This is a genomic window from Paraburkholderia sp. GAS32, assembly GCF_050434225.1.
Classification (GTDB): Bacteria; Pseudomonadota; Gammaproteobacteria; order Burkholderiales; family Burkholderiaceae; genus Paraburkholderia; species Paraburkholderia madseniana.
The window spans coordinates 58,431-84,069 of record NZ_JBNPVS010000008.1 but is presented as its reverse complement, the minus strand read 5'-3'; the positions used below and the strand labels follow the sequence as shown (position 1 = coordinate 84,069).

Genomic DNA, 25,639 nt, shown 5'->3' with positions numbered 1-25,639 from the left:
TCTGCGTCGAACGACCTACGACCCGCGCAGTGCACGCGCTCACGCGCCTGCAAACACCCGCAGATGCTCGGGCGCAAACTCGAGCGCGACGGGCGCGCCAGGTGCGAAGGTTTCGAGTGCATCGGTGCCGAGCGGCACCTTCACGAAGCACTCGTCCTGCTCCGGCAGACCACAGCGCATCCGCACGTGGTCGCCGAAATAGATCAGCCCGCGCGCTTCGCCGCTTAGCGCATTAGCGCCAGGCCGTGACACGCCGTTGGCGAGTTTCATACGCTCAGGACGGATACACGCGACCGCCGGCGTACCCGCCCGCGCGCCGCCTATATTGCGTCCCGTAAGCCGTGTGCCGTCAATCAGATGAAACTCGCAGTACTCGCCGTCGACGTTCGCGATCGTGCCGCGCAGCTTGTTGCTGTCGCCGATGAAGTTCGCGACGAACTCGTTGCACGGCGATTCATAGAGACGATCCACGGTATCGAGTTGCTGCACGATGCCTTTATCGAACACGGCGACACGGTCGGACATGGTCAGCGCTTCGCCCTGGTCGTGCGTGACGTACACGAACGTCACGCCAAGCTTCTCGTGCAATGATTTAAGTTCGTACTGCATGTGTTCGCGCAACTGCTTGTCGAGTGCGCCGAGCGGCTCGTCCATCAGCACGAGCTTCGGCTCGAACACGAGCGCCCGCGCCAAGGCAATACGTTGCTGCTGGCCACCGGAAAGCTGCGCCGGGTAACGCTTGGCGAAGCCTTCCATGCGCACCATCTTCAGCGCATTATTCGTGCGATGCGCACGCTCTTCCGCCGACAGTTTGCGCACCGTGAGCGGATACGCGACGTTCTGCTCGACCGTCAGATGCGGAAACAGCGCGTAGTTCTGAAACACCATGCCGATGTTGCGCTTATGCGGCGGCACGGTATTGAGCAGCGTGCCGTCGAGCCAAATCTCACCGCCGGTGGGAAATTCGAACCCCGCCAGCATCATCAGACATGTGGTTTTCCCTGATCCGGACGGCCCGAGCAGCGTCAGGAATTCGCCCTGATAGATATCCAGATCGAGTTGTTTGACGACCAGCGTTTCGCCGTCGTACGTCTTGCGCACACCCCGAAAGCTGACGATCACGTCATCGGTTTTCATCGCACTAGTCTCCTCTGCGGTCCGGCTGGCTCCCCCTGCAAAGCAGCGGGATTGCATTAATTGCGTGGCTCACTATAGTCCCTTACGGTTCTACAATATGGAACCATTTCATTATTCCGGATAGAACCACTTGGACACCGTGATCTTGTCGGATTGGCTTGCCGCGCGGCTCGACCGCGCCGCCGCCGAACCGGTCTACAGACAGACGTTGCGGCTGATGCAGCAGGCCATCCTGACCGGCCAGCTACCGCCTGGCACCAAGCTGCCCAGTTCGCGCATGCTCGCCGAGGACCTCGGCATCGCGCGCAACACGGTGCTGCACGTCTACGATCAGCTAACCGCCGAAGGCTATGTGATCTCGACCACCGGAAGCGGCACCTATGTCGCCGACACGCGGCCGGACACGGCTGCCGTGAATGCACGCAAGAAGCCGACAGTGGCGAGTGTCAATGGGGACATGGACAGCGCCGATCAAGCCGGCGAGGCCTTAAAGCCGCTAAAACGCGATCTAGGCGACCTCTCCATGCGCGGACGCAGGCTCATCGATCAGGCCGGTGTCTCCGCCAAACAGTGGGGCGCGTTCATGCCCGGCGTGCCCGACGTCGCTGAGTTTCCGGCGCGCACGTGGAGCCGTTTGCAGGCAAGGTTGTGGAAGGAAGCCAATCCCGATCTGCTGACTTATGCGCCGGGCGGTGGCTACCGGCCGTTAAGGCGGGCGCTGTCCGACTACCTGCGCGTCGCACGCTCGGTGAATTGCACGCCGGACCAGATCATCATCACGACGGGCATTCATCAGTCGATCGATCTGGCCGTGCGTTTATTGACCGACGTCGGCGATCGCGCGTGGGTGGAAGAGCCGTGCTATTGGGGCGCGCGCAGCGTGCTGCAATCGTCAGGGATTACGCTAGTGCCGGTGCCCGTGGATGACGAGGGCCTCAATCCGCGCGAGCAGGATCTGCAACAGCCGCCGCGGCTGGCGCTCGTCACGCCGTCGCATCAATATCCGCTCGGCATGGTGATGAGTCTCGCGCGGCGCCGTACGCTGCTCGAATACGCACGCCAGCACAACGTCTGGATCATCGAGGACGACTACGACAGCGAGTTCCGTTACGGCAGCCGACCGCTTGCATCGCTGCAAGGGCTAGACGACGCCGGCCAGGTGATCTACGTGGGCAGCCTGGGGAAGATGTTGTTTCCGGGTTTGCGGATCGGCTACATGATCGCGCCGGAGCATCTGGTGGATACGTTCCGCACGGGCGTGGCCGAGCTGTACCGCGAGGGGCAACTGATGCAGCAGGCGGTGATGACCGACTTCATCATGGACGGCCATCTCACATCGCATGTTCGCCGTATGCGCGCGCTCTACGGCGAGCGGCGGCAGATTCTGATCGATGCGATCACCGCGCGTTTCGGCAACGAACTACCCGTGATGGGCGACGAGGCCGGCCTGCACCTCGTGCTCGGCCTGCCCGATCATGCGAACGATCGCGCCGTCACGGCAGCCGCTTACGATGCCGGCGTGATCGTGCGGCCCCTCGCCGCTTACTACAGCAGCGAGACGCCCGCGCGACGCGGACTGTTGCTGGGCTACGCCTGCGTGCCGAACGAGAAGATCGGTCCGGCATTCGACACGCTCGCGCGCGTGATCGAGCAGACGGCGCTGAAGAAGGTGCCGACGCGAGCCGCTTAACCGTACGCCGCCGCTGCCTTGGCGGGCAGGTAGCGGCGTACACCCACTACGCAATACGTTACATCGCGCCGCATCACTTCAGCCCAAAGTCCACCCGCGTCGTGGCGCCCTTGTCCTTGATGCCATCGGCGTCCAGTTTCGGCGCGACGATAAACACGCGGCTGCTGTCGATCTTGCCCTCGAAATACTGCTGCACGGCTTGCGCCCGTTGCTGGGCGAGCTGCCGCAAACTTGCGTCGTCGATCGGAGCATTGGCGGCCATCGCCGCCTTCATCTCGTCGTCCGGCAGGCTCTTGGTCAAGCCGACGAAATTGCGCGGCTTCTTGAAGTCGGCCGCTTTGTAGGCCTTGGCCAAGTACTTATCGTATTCCTTCGGATCCACGGTGACGGTCGACAGATCCACGCTCTCGCCATTGCCCACCACGTCCTTGATCTTCTGTTGCTTGACCTCGCGTTCGACGTATTGCGCACGCAGGCCCGGCCCGTCGACTGCCGGATCGACGCGGCCAATCAGATCGATACGGATCGAGCTCTTGTCGGCCAGCGCCTTCACGATGGTGTCGAGCTTCTTGTCCGCGGCGTCGGACAGTTTCGCCGACCCCGGTTCGAACTCGACGTAGCCCAATTCCTCGCCACCACCACCGAAGGCATTGGCGATCAGCGAGAACGGCGCGGTGACGGCTTTCTGCAGCAGATTGAGCACCGCATGCCAGATGAGCCCGCCGACGCTGAACTCCGGATTCGACAACGATCCCGACACTGGCAGATTCACGTCGATTTCACCGCGCGAGTTTTTCAGCAGTGAGATCGCGAGACGCACCGGCAGCTTGGTCGCCGTATCGTTCTCGACGTGATCGCCGAACGTGAGCTGGTCGATGAAAATATGATTGTTCGCGTTCAACTGATCGTTATCGAGCTGGTAGTGCAGATCGACGTTCAGCTTGCCCTTGGTGATCGGATAGCCGGCGTATTTCGCCGAATACGGCGTGAGGTTGGTGAGTTCGATATCGTGCGCGCTGGCTGTGAGATCGAGCGCCGGTTTTGCGATCAGCGGATTGACGGTACCGCGAATCGACAGCGGACCATTCGCCGCCAGCTTCGCGGCGATGTCCACGGGCGCAGGCGTTGTCGACTGCGTGCCGAACGCGCCGACCGTACCTTGAATGCCAACCAGGTTCGCGGTGAAGTTCGGCTTGATGAAGTTGTCCGTATACGTCACGCGGCCCTGTTGCAGCACCAGTTGGCCGAAGTGCAGTTTGACGGGGCTTTGCGGCGGCGTGGCGGCCGTAACTGTGGCCGGCGTGGCTGGAGTTGCCGACGACGCCGGTACCGGCGCGGAGGCCACCTCAGGCGCCGATGCAGCCTGCGGCGTCAACGGCACCGGCTCGTGGCCGCCGCTCTTGTCGCGTGTCAGCGATTGCGCGGCGCCGCTTTCATGCGCGACCACGTCCTTGAGATTCAGCTTGCCTTGCGCGTCGAGCAGCACACGCCCATAGAACTTCGTGAACGTGACGCGGCCCGCGTCGACCGCCGTGCCGTGTTCGTCGTAGTCGGCCTTGAGATTGGTCAGCGCGAGCGAACTCCATCCTGCGAATGGGTCCGAAGTCGCCTTGTCGATCATCCGCACGTCGACGAGCGCGACGTCGCCGCGGTACGTCGCTTTGAGCGCCTTCGCCTGACTTAGCGCGAGATCGCCGTTCGCGTTGAGCAGCGCGCTGGCAATCAACGCATTCAGCTTGCTGCCGAAGTACGGTTCGAAGGCCGCCGCATCCAGGCGGTTCGCGTTCACTTTGACGGCCACCTTGAGCGGCGTCGCCGTGACATCGCCCTTTACGCCGAGCGTGCCTTTCTTGTTGAGCGTGGCTTGCAGATCGACCGGCAGCGGCTTACTCAGGTCGTCGCTGATCTGTTGTACCTTCAATTGCAGCGGCGTCACGCTCAGCTTCACTGGATTCGGCGTCGTGTTGTCGGTGAAATTCGCGGTCGCGTCTTTCAGGTTGAGTTCGCCGATCTTGTAGTGCCACGCGGGCCCTTCCGCCTCAGCCTTCTTCACCGCATGGATCGCCGTGCGCTTCTGCTCGACCTGATGCGGACCCGCGAGCGTGGCGAGGTCGATGCTGCCGTCTTTCAGACGCTGCGCATTGACCACCAGGCCGGTCGTGTTGACGCCGGTGATATCGGCAGTGCGCCCCGCGACGTCCACCTGCTTGACCGTTACCTGGCCTTGCGCGAGCGAGACGACCGGATCCTTGCTGCCACGCGCCGCGAGTTTGAGCGACTGCAGATCGAGTTGTGTATCGGTGACCATGACTGCGACCGGCGACTTCGACCAGTTCGCGCCGACGTTGGCATTGGCGGAAAGCGCGCCGTCCATCACTTGCGCGGCGGTCGCGGTGTCGAGATACGGTTGCAGCAACGGCAACTTCAATGACTTCAGATCGAGCTTTGCGCTGGCGGTCTTCGCAACAAGGCCGAACGCGCCGGCCACGCCGAGCGAGCCACCGGCGTCCTTGAAGTCGGTATTGAGCGTGTAATGCGCGGGGGCGGGGGCGAGCGTCGAGAAATCGGTCAGCGTGACGGCCAGTTTTTGCAAGCCCAAGTCGACCGGACGCGAGGCGGCTTCATCGTGAACGTTGACGGTGCCGTCGTTGAGCGCGAAACGCTTGATCGACAGGTCCAGAGGCTGTGCGGCCTTTTCCGTGGCGCTGGCACCAGATGCCGCGACGGGCGCAGACGCTGGCACCGACGCAGAAGCCCCCGCAGCAGGCGCAGTCGCGAACATCCGCTCGACACTCAACACGCCTTCTTTATCACGCGCAAGATTGGCGCTCGGCGCGTCGATGCGGATCTCGTCGAAGTGATACAGGCTCTTCAACGGCTCCAGCGTCGCGGCAGCCACATGCACTGCGTGCGCCGCGAAGAACGGCGCCTTGCTTTGATCGCGCACGTCCACATCGTTCAAGTCGACGGTGCCCGCAACACGCAACGAAGGCGTGCCGTTGGACATCACAAAGTTGAGCTTGAGATCGGTCGACAGCTTGCCGTTCTGCACAACCACAGGCAGCTTGGTCGGCGCGTAGGAGATGAGCTGCGGCACGTCGAGCCCGTCGAAGCGCAGCGACACCTCCGATTCGCGCGACGCAGCAAACGGCTTGGTCTTGCCTTCGATCGCAAGCGGACTGCCGTCGATACGCGCACGCAGCAACGGCTCGACGAAGATGTCGGTTTTCGAAGGCAGCGTAGCGATGAACGGAATGCCGAGCTTCCATTGATCGATCACGTGCGTTGCGCCGAGCAATTTGTCGTCGAACGTAATCTGACCGTTTTCGAGGCGAATGTTCGACACCGAAAACAAGGTCGGTTTGCTATCGGGCTTGGCCGGCTGCTTCGAGAATTTCTCGATCAGGTCGGTGAAATTGAAGCGCTGCGCGTCATAGCGAACGATATGAAAGCGTGGTGAATCGAGCTGTATTTCATCGACGATCGGCGCGCCACGAAACAGCGAGCTCCATGACGGCTTCACGATGAACCGCGCAATATCGACAAAATCGCCCGCGCCGCCACGCTCGCCGATATGCACGCTATCGGCTTCGAGCTTGAGCGTGTACGGATTGAGTGCGATGCGGCCGATCGTGGCCGGCCGGTCGAGTTGCTTGCTGAGTTGCTGCTCGGCAATGTGACGAATCAACGGCGGCGCCGCGAAAAAGCCCAGCAGACCGAACAATACGAGGAAGATCAACAGACCCGTGATGACACGCCGGGTGCGGCGTGACTGCGCGACATCGCGCACGGTCTGCATGGAAGAGGCGATTGATGCTTTATTGAGGCTTGCCATGCTCGGTCTTGGGTAATGCGGCGGCAAGCCCGCCGCGAAACGAAAATCCCGCAAGCGGCAGTATAAGTGGTGAATCTTACGCGGGATATAAATGTAAGCCGTGGCTTACACATTGTTGCACGCTACAGCGGCGTATGTCCGCCGGCACGAAGGCGGACATACGCTGATTTATGCGTCACTCATACCTTGCTGTCACAGCAGTGACGCATAACGCTGGTGGACTTCACACCGGCACTTCGCTGCCCCGCATCAACGAGGCATTTCGCTGGCGAACTTCATCGACGTCGGCGCATGTCACTGACGCACGACGGCCGGCGGTTGCCAACTGCCATCGGTGGCTTGCGGCTTCGGTGCGTACAAACGCAGCATCAGTTGCAAATCGGCGCGCGGCGCCGGCAGCCAGTTGCCGCTCTTACCTCGTGTTGATGACACCGTCACGTCGAGTGAGCCGTCGCGATTGCGGCGCGCACCGTTACGGTCGCCGACTGCAAGACGCGCCGGCGCGCTTTCCCCTAACGCGCCGTCCTTCGTGTAGGCGGTGATCGACCAGAAGCCGCGCACCGGCGGCAACTGGTTCGGCTCGAAGTGGATCACGTAACGATTTGCGCCGTTGAGGGCATGACCGTCGCTGTCCTGGGTGACGACCGCGCGCACTTCATCGTCCTTCGTGCCGATGCCCGGTTGGATCGCCGCGGCGTAAGCGCGCATCGCATAGTCGGGGCCGTAATTGCCCACGCCGTCGCCGAACCAGTTCCAACCGTTGCCGCTCAGCAGATTGGACGGCGGCGTCACGACACGCTGGTGGCCATCGGCAAGGCCCGCAGCGATCGCCTCGGGCGCGCTCGGCAGCTTCACCGGATCACCAGGCGTCACGCCGAAGTCCGAAAGGATTTTCAGCGCATGCGGATCGGCCGGCGTCGGCGGGTTGTCCGGCAAGGCCTGCGCGAGCCGGCTGAAGAAGCCGTTCGCGTCGAGCGCGGCGACTTGCGCGGCCGGCGTGCCGGAAACGGCCGCGGCGGCGGCATCGGCAGCACTGCTGCTAGGCGGCGTAATCGATGCCGAGCGCGTGCCGCCCGCGTAGACGCTCAACGGTGCGACGCGGATGGCGCGCTGCAGCTTACGAACCGCTGTCAGATCGCGGGTGCCGTTCGACTGGATGCGCACGCTCACCCAGACGTTGCGGGTCGGCACGTCGACGCGCGTCACGCCCTTGGGCAGATCGCCCTGCCAGCCCGCGCCGACGAAAGCAATCGTTTGCGTCTTGATGCCTGCGGCACGGGTGGTGAATTGCGAACTGGTCGACCAGACGACGTTGGTCCACATGTCGAGCACGCGGGCGTCCACGTAGCGGCCACGCGAGTCGGGCAGCGACACGATCACCGGCTCAGTGCCGACGTCCAGCCAGCCGGTCGAGTCGAGCGTGTCGAGACTCGGCTGCAGCGGATTGGCCGCGCCTATCGGCGGCAAGGCCTGCGCGTGACGTAGCGTATTGACCGGCGCCTGGCCCGGATCGGTGCCGACCGCCGCGTCGCGCGCGACGCCCATCAGCACCAGCGGATAGCCGAACACATACGAATCGGCGACTTCGTCCTTGATCCAACTGTTGGCTTTTTGCGTCGTGGACGGAGTCGACGCACAACCAGCCAGAAATGCGAGGCCTGCGAGCGATGCGCAGGTCCAGTGAAGCGAAAACAGTTCTTGGCGATTTTTTATCATTCGTTCAGGTGGCAGAACGTGCGGTCCTAAGGGAGACGTCGGTGCGCAGCGAAACCGGTTTGCGTGGCCTCCCTAAGCCCAGCGCAGCCAGGCGGTGGCTCGCGATTCCGACAACATCGGGTTGTATCGTATCCTTGCTCACCAGGCAAGCGCAAAGGCAGGAATAGCGCCTGGCAATGCGCGCGCGGACACCATTAGCGTACGGTTGACGATTTTTGCCACTGCGCCGCTGGTTCTTGCCCTGCTGGTCAAGTCGGGCGACTGGTCGGCCAGGCGCACCGCAAAAACATCCTTGACCTTCCCATCATGGGAAGGTCAATACTGGGTTCATGATGCGGCCCAATGCCGCGACGAGCCTTGTCTACCATGACCGAACTTGCCACGCCGCTGCGTCCCGCGGACGCTACACCCTTCAGAACCACCGAACTCGACATCGGCGGGATGACCTGCGCCTCATGCGCGATGCGTGTCGAGAAAGCGCTGGCTAAGGTGCCGGGAGTCGCGGAGGTGTCGGTGAATCTGGCGACCGAAACGGCAACCGTCAATCTCAGCGACGTGGCATCGGATGCCAATGCCGCCTCCGATGCATTGATCGCGGCGGTCAAGAAAGCGGGCTACGAGGCAACGCTGATCGCGCCGCCGGACGCACCGGCGTCGGCTGCCGGGAATGCCGCCCTTGCCTCCTCTGCTGACAACAAACGCAACCAGACACGCCGCGAACTGGCGGCCGTGCTCGCCTCCGCCGTGCTGACGCTGCCGCTCGTCCTGCCGATGGTCGGCGAATGGTTCGGTTTGCACGCAATGCTTTCGCCGTGGCTGCAGTTCGCCCTCGCCTCGATCGTGCAGTTCGTATTCGGCGCGCGTTTCTATCGCGCGGCCTACCGTGCGGTGCGGGCGGGCGCCGGAAACATGGACTTGCTGGTGGCGCTCGGCACGTCGGCGGCTTACGGAATCAGCGTCTACGAACTGGCGACCCATCCGGGCGACATGACGCATCTGTACTTCGAAGCGTCGGCGGTCGTAATTACGCTGGTGCGTTTCGGCAAATGGCTCGAAGCGCGCGCCAAGCGCCAGACCACGGATGCGATCCGCGCCCTCAACGCACTGCGCCCCGACCGCGCACGCATCCGCGTCGGCACGGACGAACGCGAGGTACCGCTCGCCCAAGTGCGGGTCGGCACGGTGGTGATCGTGCGTCCGGGCGAACGCGTGCCAGTCGACGGCGCCGTGCTCGAAGGCCGCACTCATATCGACGAATCGCTGATTACCGGCGAAAGCCTGCCCGTGCCGAAGCAGGCAGCCGATCCGGTTACCGCCGGTTCGATCAACGGCGAAGGCGCGATTGCGGTGACGACGACCGCGATCGGCGCGGAGACGACCCTCGCGCGAATCATCCGCCTCGTGGAAAGCGCGCAGGCTGAAAAGGCGCCGATCCAAAGGCTGGTCGACCGCGTCAGCGAGATCTTCGTGCCGGCGATTCTGGCGATTGCGGCGCTCACGCTGGTGGGTTGGCTGATCGCCGGCGCAGGGGGCGAAACCGCGATTCTGAATGCGGTCGCCGTGCTGGTGATCGCCTGCCCGTGCGCGCTCGGACTGGCAACGCCCGCGGCCATCATGGCCGGCACCGGCGTTGCTGCGCGGCGCGGCGTGCTGATCAAGGACGCTGAGGCGCTGGAAACCGCGCATCGGGTGAATATCGTTGCATTCGATAAAACCGGCACGCTGACGCTCGGGCAACCGTCGGTGACGGCGTTCGAGGCGATCGGCGGCATTGAGCGCGGCGAGGCATTGGCGCTTGCAGCGGCCGTGCAGCGGCACAGCGATCACCCGTTGGCGCGGGCAGTGGTGAAGGCGTATGAAGCGGCACAGGTGGGCGGCAGTCTGCAGGACGACGCTGCGGTTGAGGACTCGCCGGCGAACGGTGCCGTCGGCGCGCTGGACGATAGCAGCGGACTGGGCGCTTCAGCGTCCGTTGCGACAGCGAAGGTCGCGGCGGCGGCGCAAGTTCCGGCAATCACAGCCAGCGCCGCACGCGCGGTGCCCGGGCGCGGTGTGGAAGCCGACATAGACGGCCGCACCCTGGCGCTCGGCAGCACGCGCTGGCTCAACGAACTCGGCATCCAGTTGCCGCCGGAACTCACTGAGCGCGCAAAACAGCTCGAAGCCACCGGCAACACGGTCTCCTGGCTGATGCAGCGTGCACCGCTTGCGCCTACCGCGCTCGCCTTGATCGCCTTCGGCGACACCGTCAAGCCGACCGCCCGCGCGGCCGTCGAACGGCTTGCCCAGATGGGCATCAAGAGCGTGCTCGTCACCGGCGACAACCACGGCAGCGCAGCGAGCGTGGCCCAGGCGCTCGGTATCGACGAATTCCACGCCGAAGTGCTGCCCGACGACAAAGCCCGCGTCATCCGCGACCTGAAGATCCGCAGCGCCGGCATCGTCGCGATGGTGGGCGACGGCATCAACGACGCTCCCGCGCTCGCCGCCGCCGACATCGGCATCGCGATGGCGACCGGCACCGACGTTGCCATGCAGGCGGCCGGCATCACGCTGATGCGCGGCGATCCGGCGCTGGTGGCCGACGCCTTCGACATTTCGCGCAAGACGTGGCGCAAGATCCAGCAGAACCTGTTCTGGGCATTCGTCTACAACCTGATCGGCATTCCGCTTGCCGCCTTCGGCTTGCTGAACCCGATGCTTGCCGGCGCGGCGATGGCGTTTTCGAGTGTAAGCGTCGTGACCAATGCGCTGCTGCTGCGCACCTGGCGCGGCGCGTCAGCGCGTTGACGGTGTTTACGCCGCTACATTACGCAAAGCTTTCGAAATCGCTAAAGATATGGGCAAATCGGCCGTAATGCTGGCATAGGTGAAAACCATGCATTCGCATGGTTTGCGCACCTCATGTCCTCCTTACTCTGAACGCCCATGGAATTTTTCTCTTTGCGCCGCGCCAGCATCGGCGCCCGGCTTGCCGTGCTGTCGTGCGTGCTGGTGGCATTGATTTTTGCCGCCTTTACATGGGCGCTCACGCGCAACGCCGGCAAGCAGGTCAGCGATCAGGTGCTCGAACGCATCGCCGACAAGGACCGCTCGATCGCCGCAATGATCACGCTGTTCGACAAGGCGCTGTCCGCCGAAGTCGATCGCTCGATGTCGCTGTTCGCGAGCTTCCTGCCCACCGCCTACACGCTCGACGACACCCAGAAAGTCGACATCAACGGCGTTGCCACCCCGACCATCAAGGCCGGCGACAAAGTCCTGAACATGGACTTCTCGATTCCCGACCAGTTTCTCGAACGCAGCGGCGCGGTGGCTACCGTGTTCGCACGCAGCGGCGACGATTTCGTCCGCGTGACGACTTCGCTGAAGAAACAGGACGGCTCACGTGCGATCGGCACGCTGCTCGACCGCAAGGCGCCGGCGTACGGGCTGATCATGGCGAACAAGTCCTACACGGGACTTGCCGCGCTGTTTGGTAAACGTTTGATCACGCAATATCGACCGATTACGGACGCGAGCGGTCGCGTGATCGGCGCGCTGTTTGTCGGCGTGAACGTGGACAAGGAAATCCAGTCGGTCCAGGACGGCATCAGCAAACTGAAAATCGGCGACAGCGGCTACTACTTCGTGGTCAATGCCTCGAAGGGCGCGGATCGCGGCAAGCTGATCGTGCATCCGGCCGCCGCCGGCCAGAACGCGGACAACGCGAACGCGCCGTATCAGCAGATGCTCGACATGAAAGAAGGCCAACTCGAATTCAGTTCCGCCGACGCGACGCTGGGCGAGCGCAACGCGCGCGACAAATTCGTGTCGTTCGTCACCGTGCCGGAATGGCAATGGCTGGTGGGCGGCGTCGCGCCGCGCGACGAAGTGATGGCGGACGTCGTCGCGACACGCGATGAATTCCTGCTGATCGGTTTCGCACTGGTCGGCGTGTTCGCGATCGTGTTCCTGATCGCCGTGCGTCGCCTCGTGAGCCGTCCGCTCGATGAGGCCGCGAAAGCGTCCGAGCGCTTCGCGTCGGGCGATCTGAGCGTGCGCGTGGGGAAGGGTGTCAAGGGCGCGAATGCGCGTGCCGACGAAATCGGCCGCCTGATGCAGTCGATCGACGGCATTGGCGAAGGCCTTGCGCGCATCGTTTCGCAAGTACGCAATGCGTCGACGGATATGTCGGAAGGGACTGAAAAGATCGTCACCGGCAGCGGCAACATCGCCGCGCGCATTGCCACCCAGGCGAGCAGCCTCGAGGAAACGGCGGCCAGTATGGAACAGATCACGTCGACCGTGCAACAGAACGCCGACCATGCCGCGCAGGCCAACACGCTCGTCACGAATGCCGCGGACGCCGCAGTCGAAGGCGGCCGTGCCGTCGAACGCGTGGTTTCGACGATGGGCGAGATCAGCCGCTCGTCGCAGAAGATCGCCGAGATCACCAGCGTGATCGAAGGCATCGCATTCCAGACCAATATCCTTGCACTGAACGCGGCCGTGGAAGCGGCGCGCGCCGGCGAACATGGCCGGGGCTTTGCGGTGGTGGCGTCGGAAGTGCGCGCGCTGGCGCAGCGCAGCGCGGCTTCGGTGAAAGAGATCGACGGGCTGATCGCCGCCTCCACGGCGACCGTGCAAAGCGGTTTCCGGATCGCGGAGGAAGCTAGCTCGACGATGCAGGGCATCGTTCAACAGGTGGGCCAGGTGCGCGCGATCATGGCCGAGATCAGCGTTGCGTCACGCGAGCAATCGGGTGGTATCGAGCAGGTCAATCTCGCTGTCACGCAGATTGGCGAGGCGACCCAGCAGAACGCGACGATCGTCGGCGAGGCTGAACTCGCGGCGGCTGAGTTGCGCGATCAGGCTGCTCGGCTTGCGCAGGTCGTGAGTGTGTTCAAGCTGGAGGCTGGGCGGGATTAAAGCGTTGCCTATGTAACGGCGCGGCAGCTTGCCGCGCCGCCGTGCGCCGTGATCAAAACTCGACGTCCAGTTCGTCGATCTCCTCCACTTCCTGCTGCGCGTCCGCGATCCATTGCTGCATCTCGGGCAGCGCCATGATCCGCTGCCCATAGTCGACGATCTCCGGATCCAGCTTGACGTCGTAGGTCACGAAACGCGTCACCACGGGCGCGTACATCGCATCCGCCGCACTGCGCTCGCCGAACAGAAACGGCCCACCGTACTGCTTCAGGCACTCGCTCCAGATCGTCACGATGCGGTCGATATCCGACTGCGCCCGCGCCCACACCTTGAAGCCCGGAAAATGCGCTTTCAGATTCATCGGCAACGCCGAGCGCAGCGAGCCAAAACCCGAATGCATCTCGCCGCAGATCGAGCGGCAATGCGCTCGCGCGCGAATGTCTTTGGGCAATAGCGCCGCTTCCGGCTTCAGTTCGTTCAGATATTCGGCAATCGCGAGGGTGTCCCAGACCTTGATGCCGTCGTGAAAGAGACATGGCACCAGAATCGACGGCGACAGCAGCAACAATTCTGCGCGCGCGGCGGGATCGTCGATCGGCATCACGATCTCTTCGAACGGCAGGCCGCTGAATTTGGTCAGCAGCCAGCCGCGCAGCGACCACGACGAATAGTTCTTGCTGCTGATGGTGAGCGTGGTATTCGCCATACGATTCTCCTCCAGATGAGGCGTTCGTCCGACGCCTGACGATGCGCATGCACGTTGTCGTGCGCGGGCGCACCAAAGCGCGGCAAATTCGGCCCGTTCCCATGACCGGCGCAAATGCTATGCCAACGTGCAGTGACGGCCGCGTCAGTGCGACTGCACGATTGGCACATGACTTGCCTCTATTCGGGCTCCTTCCCTTTCTGCACTCGTGCGAAGGTTATGAACCTGTTCGCATATCCCACATACCAGGCTTTCGCCGACATGATGCTGCCGATGCGGCACGGCGCAGCGCTGGTGAATCATTCGCTCGACGCCTGGCCCGCGTTTGGCGATACGTCGCATGGACGCTCGATACGCGCGGCTTGCGAATTGCTGACGCTCGCCGGACTCACGCCTGTCAGGCCGCCATTCGGCATCGATAGCGTGGTGACGGAAGGCAAATCCGTACAGATCGTCGAGGAAGTCGCGGCGCACACGCCGTTCTGTTCGCTGTTGCATTTCCGTAAAGACACCGCGCCTTCTCATCCGCAACCGCGCGTGCTGGTGATCGCGCCCATGTCCGGCCACTTCGCGACGCTGCTGCGCGGCACCGTGCGCACGATGCTGGCCGAGCACGACGTTTACATCACCGATTGGCACAACCCGCGTGACGTGCCGCTGAGCCAGGGCCGGTTCGGTTTCAACGAATACGTACGGCACGTGATCGATTTCATCGAAACGATCGGGCCGGGCGCGCATCTGCTGGCGGTGTGTCAGCCGACTGTCGCCGCTTTGGCCGCGGTCGCGCTAATGGCCGCCGATGACAACCCCGCGCAGCCCGCCAGCATGACACTGATGGCCGGCCCGCTCGACACCCGCATCAACCCGACACGTGTCAACGAGCTGGCTAAAAGCAAGCCGATCGAGTGGTTCGAGCAGAACCTGATCAGCGCGGTGCCGTTCGGTTTTGCGGGCGCGCACCGTCGCGTGTATCCCGGCTTCGTGCAACTGACCGCGTTCATGGCGATGAATCTCAACCGCCATCTCGACTCGTTCGAGACCATGCATTACGAGCGGGCCAAAGGCGATCCAACGAAGGCCGATACGATCCGCACTTTCTACGAAGAATACTTCGCGACGATGGACCTGACGGCCGATTTTTATCTGGAGACCGTCGACACGGTTTTTCAGCGGCACGCGCTGCCGTTGCATGAACTCGAGGTGGAAGGGCGGCTTGTGGAGCCTTCGAAGATTCGACGTACTGCGCTGCTGACTGTGGAGGGTGAAAAAGACGATATTTGCGCGGTTGGGCAGACGCTCGCTGCGCAGGATATGTGCGACAAGTTGAGGCCTTATCTGAAGACGCATCATGTGCAGACCGGTGTGGGGCACTATGGCGTGTTCAATGGACATCGGTGGGAGCGGCAGATTTATCCACGCGTGCGGGCCGTGATTTACGACAACGAACCGCGTGCGGTGGTGGTGAGTTCGCGGGCGCGGACGATTCAGCCGGTGTCGGTGGCTGCGGCGGCTGAGGTGATGGCGGCAGCGCCGGCTGCGGTGGCGGTGGTCGATGTCGAAGTGGGTTCGGCGACGACGGTGGTCACTGACGCGCCGAACGGAGTTAGCTCCGGCAGCGGCACCAAGCCTCAGCAGGCGGCGTCACGGGCGCCGCGCCGGCGGCCGCCCGCGACACAATCGTGAGTCAAGCCACGGCGCTCTTCCACGGCTGCACCGCCGGGACTTCGCACGGACCTTCGACTTCAATCGACTTGAAATCGGCCGGCGACACGATCTCGATGTACTCCATATCTTCGGAGTAATCGAACAGATAGTGGACGATGCCCGGCGCCTGATGCACGCAATCGCCGGCGGCGACGAGCGTCTCCTTGTCGCCGTACATGAAGCGCGCCCAGCCCTTCAACATGATCACAATGTGGAAATCGGCCTCATGACGGTGCCAACCGGTGCCTTGCTCTGGTGCGTGATTCGCCTTGACGAGTTGCGCGAGCACCTTGCCGCCGGTTGCCTGCGCGATGCCTAAATCGCGGTAGAGAAAAAAGTCGCGTAGGCCCTGATCCACGTAGGACGTGTCTTGCGGACGGACATGGCTGAACTGCGTAGCGAATTCGGTGGACATGATCGCGCTCCTCTTGAGTGAGCCGGCAGTTGAAAACGACGCGTTGGAGCGTCGGTTGCAAGCATCAAGCGGGCCAGTTTGCGGGGGTGGCTATGCGTTGCTCGAAGGCGACCAGGCTGAGGACGCACCACGCATTACGCAGTGCGTCTTGCTTCAAACGCTTCGGCTGTTGCGGACCATTATGCGCTCGGGCGAAACATCTGGAACATCTCACCGATTCCCGCGTAGTCCGCGCGGTAGCCCGCGCGCATGATCGGCTGCGCGGCGTGTGTGTCGAACAGACCGTCTTTCAGATAGGCCTCGTTGATGTGGACGCCGACCACTTGCCCGAGCGACAGGTAGTTGTCCATCGGCTTGCCGTCGAGGGTATGCAGACGGACCACTTGCAGCAGCTTGCATTCGAGCGCGGCCGGCGATTCGGCGACGTGCGGCACGGCCACGTTGCGGCCAGGCGCGGGTGTAAGGCCCGCGAGTTCGAATTCGTCGACGTGGGACGGGACGGGTGCGGAGGAACGGTTCATCTGCTCGGCGAGCGGCTTGCTTGACAGATTCCAGACGAATTCGCCGGTGGCCTCGATGTTGGCGATGCTGTCTTTACGGCCTTCGCTGCAGAAGCCGATGATCGGCGGGAAGCTGGCGAACGCGCCGAAGAAACTGTAGGGCGCGAGGTTCAGCGTGCCGTCGGTGGCGCGTGAGGAAATCCAGCCGATCAGGCGCGGAGCGACGATGGCCTTGAACGGGTCGTGCGGGAGGCCGTGACCGGTGGCGGGGTTGTAGAAGTAGTGGGACATGGTTTGTGTTGGGGTTTGCGGGTGAGGCGGGAGGTATTTATACCGCAGAGTCATTAGGGCTGCTGGGAGTGGGAGTGAAGGGAGCTGCTGCTGTTGGCCTTTCCGTGGATTCAGGTTGATCGGTTGGCTTCGCGCTCCCTCTTAACAGGCTTTAGACTGTAAATGCTAAATACAGCTTATTGCCTGTATTTGTGCGCTACAGTTCAGAGACTGTATGAGCCTGAAGAAGGAACCGATGGATTACGCTATCAAGACGCTAAGTCAGCTTCGCCCCATTCTCCTGGGCTTCCGAAAATCCGCGGGGCTCACACAAACTGCGGTGGCGGAACTGCTAGGTATCACCCAGCAGAGTTACGCACAACTGGAAGCCAAGCCGGCATCGGCAAGCGTCGAGCGGCTTTTTAAGGTCTTGCGCTTGCTGAACGTGGAGCTACGTATGAGACAGAGATCGTCCGCGCCAGGTAGTGAACCGAAGCAGGCCGACCCGCCGAAAAGCCAAGGGCAAGTCCCCGCCGCCGAGAAAACGAAACCGTCGCCGGTCGCCAAGCGCCCGAGCCGAACTCAGAACGCGTCTAGTTCGAAACAACCTCTTAGGGCAATCGCGACCAAAAAGAAACGAGAAAACTGGTAATCGTGGCACGCCCTTGTCAGACGCAGCGACTTGACATCTGCGGAGCCGTTGTGACGCACGGGACTGGGCTTGCCATAGAAGGCTCTTTCTCAAGCGCTTTCCCGCGGCAAGATCGAGGCTCAATCACCCGGGTAACGCCACCGCCTGCAATCTGCACGTAGTTGGTTGCGGCGTCCGTCAGCGATGCGTAAGCACACCGTCATAGTCGACCGGTGCCGCACACACGACAACCGCGAATTGCACAAACCGGATGGCAGCGCCACGACATGCTCAGACGCCATAAAGCACAAACCCGGTGCTCGGGCTGGGTTTGTGCTACTGCTTGCTGCGGGGGCTAAATCCCTAATCTGGCGATCAAACTAGATCCCCTCTATTCGTACATCTTCGCCGCGTAAAGGATATCGGCCGACGTGCGCCAACTCGGCGTGACCGGAATGTCTTGTCCAGTGTTTCTGTAAAAGTTGTCAATGGATCTGATCCAACTTTCCATTGCGACAAGAAACCGCTCAAGCGTTGGGTTTTCCCATTCAGCTCGATTTTGCTCTAGATCTTGTAACAGAGCGGCAACGAAATCTGCCAATTCCTCTTTGGATGCAATGCCCCTCACCCGCTCCGACAATTGCATGCGTTCCTCCTACGGTTTGGACGTGCCTTTGACACAAATGATGCAACCTTGATTGGGGGTTGTGAACTTCCACCCCCGACTCGACACTTCCTGAGCTGTAGCCGGGGTAATGTTAACTTGGGTTCCTAACTGATACGTAGCAAATAGTCGGCGGTTGTCGAACGTGTACACAAGTCCGTCTTGCTCGTACACGCGTATCGGTGGCAAATCGGCTGGCGAAATCACGCCGGATTTCAGAGCCCCGATCGTATCTTGCCGCGATGTTCCATCCTTAAACGTTGAGCTGATGCTGTATCGCGTGAAACGAACCAAACCCGGATTCGCCAATCTGCTCAGATTGCTCGGCACGCCATTGTTTGTGGCATGGCAAGCCTGTCCAACTCGCGAACGCTGATTACTGGAACAATATCGAGAGGCGACGTGCTATTGCAATCGCGGCCAGATCATCAATCCGCTCAAGCAACAACTCTCCGTCAACATCAATAAAAGATTCAAGCGCATTTTTCGGAACCAATCCCACCGATCTCGCGACCTTGTTTTGCCACTCCGAAATGAAAGGTGTTGGCGCTCGAGTTTTCATTTCTGAAATTATCTCATTCAATTCGTTACGGAGATCAATGCATGCCAAATCCCCCCATTCTCCATCAGAATCGGAATGCAGAATGAAGGTCGGGAATCGACATCCAGCACGCCCACCCTCCAGCTCCGTTACCAAGTACTCGCGCAAACCATTGAAGTCGGCATAAGTGCCGATCTCGACACCTTCCACCTCTTCTTGGCCGTCAAAGATACAGAGATAGAGACCCATCAATAGTTCTCCCGTGTGACCGAGTTCCGGCACCGCTTTATCAAATCAACCAGAGATCGATCAAACTCAAACGAATTCGGCACCTTAATAATCAGTCTCTTCCTTTCCTCGACTGCCCGGAATGCAAGAAGTCGAATCTGATAGGTCGCCCGTAGTTTCGAAACATTTTTCACCAGATACATCCTGTTAAAAGACTCCGCATCCGGCATCGCGCTCCGTGCAACTTGATGTTTCGTATTCTTAAATTCCACGATATCCCCTTACTTCGGCACTGGTTGAACGCTTACACCCCAATTTGATAGCCATTGTGCAAACGTCGAGTTGACGCTGAATGCTTCGCACGACCTCGCATTGACCGGCCCGCTGCAAGGCGCGAGCGTCACGACCGCGCCTGCGACGTTGATATCGTGTTGCGCATTAATGCCGACTGTCGTACCACTGGAGATCTTACCCGTCGATACCACGGTCACATCGTTCTGCGCCGTCGCCGTCACAGCGTGCAACGCCATTAACCGCGACTAATCACCTGCTTACGGCCTGCTTTGACGCGCGCCAAATGGGCGTCGTCCCACTCATAGAAACCAGCACCGCTACGTACGCCAACACGCCCCGCGTTCACCTGCGCACGCAGCAGATCGAGCACGTCTTCGTCTTTGGCGAGTTCCGGCATCAGATGCTGGGAGATATCGAGGAAGGTATCGAGGCCGCCCATGTCCGCGCCCTCGAGCGGCCCGACGATCCCCCATCGGCGCCCGAGCGACGCCTTCATGACCCGATCGACCACATCAGGCGTGGCCGCTCCTGAACGCACGATGTTCAACGCCTCGCGCAGCACCGCGAACTGCAGCCGGTTGCCGACAAAACCCGGAATCGCCTTCGCGAGCACCACCGGCTCCATGCCGATCGCGCTCATCAACGCTGCGGTACGTTCGGTGACTTCCGGCGCGGTCGCGGTACCCGGCACGACTTCGACGAGCGGGATCATGTGCGGCGGATTCCAGAAATGCGCGATCAGAAAACGCTCCTTCGCGCGCAACGGAGCAACCAGTTGATCGGGTGGGAAACCGCTGGTGTTGCTCGCGAGAATCGCATCGTCTGCCATCAGTTCAGCCAGCGACGCATACAGGCGATGCTTCAGTTCCAGCACCTCGGGAATCGCCTCGATCACGAATTGCGCCGCCGCCATCACGTCGAGTTGCGCATGTGTCTCGATGCGCCCGAGCGCCGCCTGTTTGGCGGCGTGGTCGATGCGCCCGGCGTCGATCAGTTCGTCGAGTACCGCTTCCGCCTTGGGCGCGACGCTCGCGAGGCGCGCCGGGTCGACGTCGTGAACGATCGTCCGATGCCCATGCAACGCGCTTTGCGTCGCAATGCCGACGCCCATCAATCCAGTGCCCACTACGCCTATGACTGCCTCGTCCACGCCGCTCTCCTGCTGCCGTCGATGAAAGCCTTCGAGCATAGCGTAGCGCGCCGTTTTCCAAGACCGAACGTGGCAAAGCCGGTCTTCCGTGAGGAAAGACCGGCTTTGCGAACTTCACGCCGCGTCGCACGGCGCCGTCATGCGCGCATTAGTAGCGCGGGGGCGGCGGGCGATGATCGTCGCCGTGATGATGCGGATCGTAGTCGTGCGGATGGTGACCCATCCAGTCGTCATGAGCCCAGTAGCGGTGGCCGTCGTAGTAACGATCGCCGTGCCAGCCGATGTTGATCGACACGCCCACCGGCCTCATGTGCGGCTGACCGTAAACCGCCGGTCCCGGACCATTCTCGACAACCACCCGTTCCTGGGCGAAAGCACTGCCGGCTGCGAGCAACGCGCCGCCCGCCAGCAAGGTTGCAACGATCGAACGCGACGTCTTGTTAAAGGTTTTCATCGTGACCTCCCATGCAAAGTTTTGTATCAAGCCAGCGCCCGTGTTCGGTCGACATCGAACCGCGGTTTTGGGTTCGGACCAGACGCCGTACGCTTGAGACCAACTTTAGCGGTGCAAACCGCGTGAAGACGTGAGCACTTGTAAGCGCACATTTCATTGGAAAAGACTGATGAATGGGAGTCTTTTCGACCTTCGCCGCCCGTCTATAGCACATGCGCGGTGGATCAACTGAATGACACGATGGCGCCGTGTGAGGCGCCGTTACATCCATTTCGGCCGGGAAATATTCGGAAAAACTGGAAATCGGGCTGCGAGCGCACCAAAAACAAAAGCCACGGCACGCGTTTCGCGGGCGGTGGCTTCAATGATGCGAGGCGCACTCGACGTGCGCGCCCATGCGCGATGGTCCGCGCTCAGGCCATACGACTTTGCTTTTTAGTCGCTCAGCTTGATGCCGAACAACGTAGATTGCGCTTTGCGCATGCGCTCTGCTTCGCGGCTACGTGCTGCGTACGAGTAGTCCGAATCCAGCGGCAGATGGGGCGACGCAAAGAGGTCGCTGACCTTTTGGAACAATGCAAAAATGAAGCTCATGGCGACTCCCGGTTGGTTACTGCATTTGCTAGGGTTTTCCCTTAACAAGAATTATAGGGTTTTCCCTAAGCAAAAGCTAGTGCAATGCAGCAATTTCTCGGGTGTGGTGTGTTGTCACAGGGTTTTAGTCCATGGTGCGTTGCACCATGACAACGTCCCCGTTTTTCGTATTTCAGGGTCAAAAGCGTCCGCTTACTGAAGGGTGGTCGATTGCGGCTTTCTGCTGCGCGTGGGTTTCGCGCTCGTCGTGTTTTTGCGAGGGTTCACTACGGCTGCATCGACTGCACCCTCCGCAGTGCTCTCCGCACGCATCAGCGTCGCGCTGTTGACGGAGACAATCAGCCCCGGCAAGGTCCGCGCGGGGTTCTCTTGCGGCTTGACGGAAGCGCCCGTCGCCGAAAACTCGACGTTCAACGCCCAGTGCCCTTCGTGGATGCCCTGATCGCGCAGAAGCGCGCCTAGCAGTTCCTCGATCGAATATTTGTGCGTGCTGGTCGGCATGGTGGCTCCCGTCAGAAGATGCGCTGGCGTATCCGGTCCGGCTTCGCAACAGCAACGAGAGTGTAAAACGCGACGTTTGGCTTGCAAGGCGTTGGCGGCGGGTGTTGCCTTACGGCGCCTATCCTAGGAGGCAGGGAGCGAGAGCGGGGCTGGGGGTTCAGGACTGGAAGCCGCGATGCTGCGGGGCCGGGAGCGGGAATAGGCGCCCAGCTGTTTGCGCGGGCAAAACGAGCTGCCGCGGCCGGCTAACGCCGGCGCGGCAGTAGTTGAAGATCAGTGCGAATTGGCAGCTTTCGGCTTGTGCGCGTGCTGCGCGCGCGTGCCGCGTTTGCCATGCGCTGGCGTGGCCACGGCTGGCTGAGGCGCTGCGGTTGCGGCTGCGTCAGAAGCCGCATTGGCCGCCGCCGCGTTGGCCATCGCGATGTGCGTGTCGAGCAAGCTGGCCATGGCGGCCTGCTGGTTCTGCATCATCTGTTCGATGCGGTGTTGCTGGGCGGTGGTTTCACGCGTCAGGCGCATCAGGAGCACCGTCTGCGTGATACCGATCGCGACTGTCATCAGCAACGCGCCCACCACGATCGACAACATCCACTTCATTCGGCGTGAATGGTCGGTCGCGGCGAGGCGTTGATCGGCGATCACGCCGTACAGGGCATCGACGGTATCGGCGAAGGCCGTAGCACGCGCGCGGTCGAGTTCAGGCGCGGCCCGCAGCGCTGCCGCGGCTGCTTCGGCGCGCTGGGCTTCACGGAAAGAAGGCGCAGAGAAAGACGCGTTTGTGTGTGCGGCAGATGCCGAGGCTGATGCGGGCGCTGATGCCGACACCGACGCCAGCGCAGATGCCGATGCGGGCGCAAACGCAGACACATTGCCCGACGACTTCGCAGCCGGCCTCGGCTCAGCAACCACCGCGCCGGAATCAGTCCCAGCCCCAGACTCGGAGGAAGACAAAGCACGCTCCGCTCCCGCATGCGCGCCTTCTGCGCCGACCGCTTCTCTCAAAGCCGTCGTCGCCTTGGCAAAAGTCGCCGCGAAACGCTGCGGCGGAATAGGCGGCCTGGCACCGCCCGAGGTCGTTGCAACCGCTGCATCTGTCGTCGCTGCGCCCGGCTCAGCAGCCTGGCGCAGCGCGGTCACACTGCGCGCCACAGTCGCCGCCGCCATCGCAGACGTGAGCGGCACAACCGCGTCACGTGCCGACGCCGCCGTTTTATCTTCGGCCGACGCTTCTGCGACCGCCTTCACATCCCCGAAAGCCAGCTCGCCGACAGGCGATGCCGTGGCCTCCACGGCCTCCGTCTCCAGCCCACTCAATTGCGCATTCACCTGCACCGGTTCATCCGATTTCGCAGCGCGAGGCGCACGCCGCGCCGCCCTTGCCTCCAGCGACATGCCGTCGGCATCGATCGCGCCAACCGCGGCCAGCACGACATCGGGTAATTCAAAGCCGTGCAACGTGCCTTGCCGGACGTCGATATTCATCGCTTCCAGCGTGGCGCGAGTGGGATCGTCGGGGAACAGGTCGAGCGTGCTGTCGTCGCGCGAGGCATCGCTCAGTTGCGCGAGACGTTGTGCCGAGCGCGCGGCGCGCGCCAGCTTGTTTTCAGTTTCGGTCGAGACGGTGGCCTGCCGCCGCTTCTTCGAAGCGGCGCGCTGAGGCCGGGACTGCGTGGATGCTGCGGAATCTGCCATAGAGAAAAAAGCGGTCGTCGCCGGAAAGCGGGCGCCGAGCACCGCTCGTCAATGCCATTGGAATTTTTCGAGACCGCATTGTCGCATGGCCGCCCGCCCCAGCCGAAGCCATTCGCCGAGGTTTTTCCGTTTTTAAGACGACGCCTCGTCCTGCCGGAACTGCTTGACGCCGCGCAACTGACGCAAGCGTGAGCGGATCACTTCATATTCGGTATTCGACACGCGGTGCAACGTGATCACTGTGACGGAGTGCCAGCGGCAGCCGTTTGCTTTATGCTTGGCCGCACGTCGCCGCGCGGGTTGCTGGGACGATCGTCGTGCCGCTGGCGAACTGCCCTATTGCGGGCCAATCAGCATCCACGATCGCCGGCGGCGCGCGCCGTGGCGAGAGCCAAAACCCGCACGCGCTTCGAATGACCGAGTTTGACCAACCGAACTATGCAGAGCATGACCCCTTTCACCGCTTCGACCATCCCGCTTGCCACCACACTGCGTGATCACTTCACTCACGTCGTGCTGCCGCTGTGGCGCGGACCCGGTTTCAACCCCGTGCTGAAGCTACCCTACGAAGCGGTCAGCGCCGAGGGTCCCGAACCGTTGCCCGCGGAGCGTTATCGGGCGATGGCGTGCGCGCGACAATTGTTCGTGTTCTCGCAAGCAGGCGATGCAGCGCATGCCAAGGTGCTGTTCGACTCGCTGATGCACGCCTTTCAGGACACGCGCAACGGCGGATGGTTCTATAGCGCGGATGCGCAGGGCGCGCCGCTCGACACGACCAAAGACTTGTACACGCATGCGTTCGTCGTGTTCGCCTGCGCGGAATATGCCGGCCGTTCCGGCAACCGCGACGCGCTGGAAGTCGTGCATCGCACGTCGTCACTAATTCAGTCGCACTTCGCGGCCGGCGATGATCTGTTCAACGCCGCACTCACCGCGGACTTCGCCAGCGTGACCGGCACGCCGATCCAGAATCCCTTAATGCACCTCACCGAAGCCTGGTTGGCCGCCCGCGAAGTCACGCGCGACAACGCCTTCGACGCCGCGTTGCGCCGCCTCGCCGGCGCCATCGCGCATCACTTCGTGCATGCGCCGACCGGCTGCGTCGCCGAATTGCCGATTGGCGCGGACGACAACCGTCTGGAACCGGGGCACCAGTTCGAATGGTTCTGGCTGGTCAAGCAGGCGGGTGCGTTGTTCGAAGCCTCAGGTCTCGACGAATCGCTGACGCGCGCGTTCAGCTTCGCGCAGCAATATGGCGTGGACCCGCAAACGGGCGGCGTGTACGCCTCGCTCGACGAAACCGGACGCATCAAGGACGCCACCCAGCGGATCTGGGCGCAGACCGAGTACCTGCGCGCCCTGGCGAGCCATGACGACCCCGCTGCGCACGCCGCGCTGCCGCGGCAAATCGAACTCTTCCGGCAACGCTTCCTGCGTCCGCAAGGCTGGTTCGAATGCAAAACGGCCGCCGGTGATGTGGTGCGCGCCGACATGCCGTCGACCACCCCCTATCACCTCGCGACCGCCTATGACGCCTTGCCCGGCTAAGTGCCGGCCGCCGTCTTCCCGTGCATCGGCGTCAAAAGCCGACTGACCGGTCAATCAGTATTCTTCGCGTTGCCAGGGTCCCCAATCGGCGTCGGCAGTTTTGAATCGCGTGTAGGTTGCGCTATGTCCGGTGGGGGTATCCGATGTGTCGCCGTGCGGCTTTTTATCGGTGGTGTGAAGGGCGAAAGCCTGGTGCTCTTCGGTATCGACCGTGATACGGCCGACCGGATCCGGGGCGCCTTCTTGAGGTGATTTCGACTCCAATATCGCGAGATAGGGGGTCAAACGACTCCAGAATGAGGTAAGTTCATCTTGCAAATAATGTGTCAATGTTTTTCCTGGAAGAGTAATACAAGCAGTTTACCCTACCGGCTGGGCCCCCTTGGAAAATGGTTTCCGGACCTCAAAAGGGTCCAATCAGGGGAATACCCGAATACTTGTTGATTGGCGTCCATCAT

General features: G+C 62.1%; 20 protein-coding genes. 6 read left to right on the top strand and 14 right to left on the bottom strand.

From position 1 onward, the window contains the following. Positions 1-39: 39 nt before the first annotated feature. On the bottom strand, positions 40-1,137 hold the full coding sequence (locus P3T25_RS12355) for an ABC transporter ATP-binding protein (protein ID WP_154557970.1): 1,098 nt from the start codon (positions 1,135-1,137) through the stop codon (positions 40-42). A gap of 130 nt (positions 1,138-1,267) precedes the next feature. Between P3T25_RS12355 and P3T25_RS12350 the strand changes: the two genes are divergently transcribed. After that, positions 1,268-2,827, top strand: coding sequence for a PLP-dependent aminotransferase family protein (locus P3T25_RS12350; RefSeq protein ID WP_154557971.1), 1,560 nt, complete (start codon positions 1,268-1,270; stop codon positions 2,825-2,827). A 73-nt stretch (positions 2,828-2,900) separates the two neighbouring features. Here P3T25_RS12350 and P3T25_RS12345 read toward each other — a convergent pair whose 3' ends face one another. Beyond that, on the bottom strand, positions 2,901-6,662 hold the full coding sequence (locus tag P3T25_RS12345) for a DUF748 domain-containing protein (protein ID WP_154557972.1): 3,762 nt from the start codon (positions 6,660-6,662) through the stop codon (positions 2,901-2,903). Positions 6,663-6,956: 294 nt separating this feature from the next. Continuing rightward, on the bottom strand, positions 6,957-8,378 hold the full coding sequence (locus P3T25_RS12340) for a DUF1254 domain-containing protein (protein WP_154557973.1): 1,422 nt from the start codon (positions 8,376-8,378) through the stop codon (positions 6,957-6,959). Between the two features lie 342 nt (positions 8,379-8,720). Here P3T25_RS12340 and P3T25_RS12335 point away from each other — a divergent pair, with 342 nt between their 5' ends. Beyond that, positions 8,721-11,168, top strand: coding sequence for a heavy metal translocating P-type ATPase (locus P3T25_RS12335; protein WP_154557974.1), 2,448 nt, complete (start codon positions 8,721-8,723; stop codon positions 11,166-11,168). A 138-nt stretch (positions 11,169-11,306) separates the two neighbouring features. Continuing rightward, positions 11,307-13,289: a methyl-accepting chemotaxis protein gene (locus tag P3T25_RS12330; protein WP_154557975.1), complete on the top strand. Its 1,983-nt coding sequence runs from the start codon at positions 11,307-11,309 to the stop codon at positions 13,287-13,289. Between the two features lie 52 nt (positions 13,290-13,341). Here P3T25_RS12330 and P3T25_RS12325 read toward each other — a convergent pair whose 3' ends face one another. Beyond that, the gene (locus tag P3T25_RS12325) at positions 13,342-13,995 is read right to left on the bottom strand and encodes a glutathione S-transferase family protein (RefSeq protein WP_054034774.1); all 654 of its coding nucleotides are present in this window, start codon (positions 13,993-13,995) and stop codon (positions 13,342-13,344) included. Between the two features lie 219 nt (positions 13,996-14,214). Between P3T25_RS12325 and P3T25_RS12320 the strand changes: the two genes are divergently transcribed. Next, a complete protein-coding gene (locus P3T25_RS12320) occupies positions 14,215-15,678 on the top strand; it encodes a polyhydroxyalkanoate depolymerase (protein ID WP_154557976.1) in 1,464 nt (487 codons plus the stop codon). Between the two features lies 1 nt (position 15,679). On the opposite strand, the gene P3T25_RS12315 is transcribed toward P3T25_RS12320, so the two are convergent. Together P3T25_RS12315 and P3T25_RS12310 are read right to left on the bottom strand one after the other, a co-directional pair. Next, positions 15,680-16,114: a cupin domain-containing protein gene (locus P3T25_RS12315; protein ID WP_093634459.1), complete on the bottom strand. Its 435-nt coding sequence runs from the start codon at positions 16,112-16,114 to the stop codon at positions 15,680-15,682. A 179-nt stretch (positions 16,115-16,293) separates the two neighbouring features. Next, positions 16,294-16,905, bottom strand: a complete 612-nt coding sequence (locus P3T25_RS12310) for a flavin reductase family protein (protein ID WP_154557977.1) — start codon at positions 16,903-16,905, stop codon at positions 16,294-16,296. 235 nt (positions 16,906-17,140) lie between these two features. Here P3T25_RS12310 and P3T25_RS12305 point away from each other — a divergent pair, with 235 nt between their 5' ends. After that, positions 17,141-17,536 carry a helix-turn-helix domain-containing protein gene (locus P3T25_RS12305; RefSeq protein WP_154558028.1) on the top strand — a complete coding sequence of 132 codons (396 nt, stop codon included), beginning with the start codon at positions 17,141-17,143 and terminating at the stop codon, positions 17,534-17,536. 370 nt (positions 17,537-17,906) lie between these two features. Here the strand turns inward: P3T25_RS12305 and P3T25_RS12300 are convergent, their stop codons facing one another. The 7 genes from P3T25_RS12300 to P3T25_RS12270 all read right to left on the bottom strand — a co-directional run bounded on the left by P3T25_RS12300 (position 17,907) and on the right by P3T25_RS12270 (position 23,633). Further along, positions 17,907-18,161, bottom strand: a complete 255-nt coding sequence (locus P3T25_RS12300; RefSeq protein ID WP_154557978.1) for a DUF7660 family protein — start codon at positions 18,159-18,161, stop codon at positions 17,907-17,909. 394 nt (positions 18,162-18,555) lie between these two features. Further along, on the bottom strand, positions 18,556-18,969 hold the full coding sequence (locus P3T25_RS12295; protein WP_154557979.1) for an Imm70 family immunity protein: 414 nt from the start codon (positions 18,967-18,969) through the stop codon (positions 18,556-18,558). Between the two features lie 508 nt (positions 18,970-19,477). Continuing rightward, positions 19,478-20,431, bottom strand: a complete 954-nt coding sequence (locus P3T25_RS12290; protein ID WP_154557980.1) for a 3-hydroxyacyl-CoA dehydrogenase family protein — start codon at positions 20,429-20,431, stop codon at positions 19,478-19,480. 109 nt (positions 20,432-20,540) lie between these two features. Further along, entirely contained in the window at positions 20,541-20,846 is a 306-nt protein-coding gene (locus tag P3T25_RS12285) for a hypothetical protein (RefSeq protein WP_154557981.1), read from the bottom strand. Positions 20,847-21,281: 435 nt separating this feature from the next. Continuing rightward, complete coding sequence (locus tag P3T25_RS12280; protein WP_166618131.1) at positions 21,282-21,440, bottom strand: hypothetical protein; 159 nt, start codon at positions 21,438-21,440, stop codon at positions 21,282-21,284. Positions 21,441-21,632: 192 nt separating this feature from the next. Next, complete coding sequence (locus P3T25_RS12275) at positions 21,633-21,941, bottom strand: hypothetical protein (protein WP_154557982.1); 309 nt, start codon at positions 21,939-21,941, stop codon at positions 21,633-21,635. Positions 21,942-22,214: 273 nt separating this feature from the next. Then, positions 22,215-23,633, bottom strand: coding sequence for a hypothetical protein (locus tag P3T25_RS12270; RefSeq protein WP_154557983.1), 1,419 nt, complete (start codon positions 23,631-23,633; stop codon positions 22,215-22,217). Positions 23,634-24,071: 438 nt separating this feature from the next. On the opposite strand from P3T25_RS12270, the gene P3T25_RS12265 reads away from it, so the two are divergent. After that, on the top strand, positions 24,072-25,181 hold the full coding sequence (locus P3T25_RS12265) for an AGE family epimerase/isomerase (RefSeq protein ID WP_154557984.1): 1,110 nt from the start codon (positions 24,072-24,074) through the stop codon (positions 25,179-25,181). A 54-nt stretch (positions 25,182-25,235) separates the two neighbouring features. Here the strand turns inward: P3T25_RS12265 and P3T25_RS12260 are convergent, their stop codons facing one another. Continuing rightward, positions 25,236-25,511 (bottom strand): hypothetical protein, encoded by a 276-nt coding sequence (locus tag P3T25_RS12260; RefSeq protein ID WP_054034765.1) that lies wholly within the window; start codon positions 25,509-25,511, stop codon positions 25,236-25,238. Between the last annotated feature and the right edge of the window lie 128 nt (positions 25,512-25,639).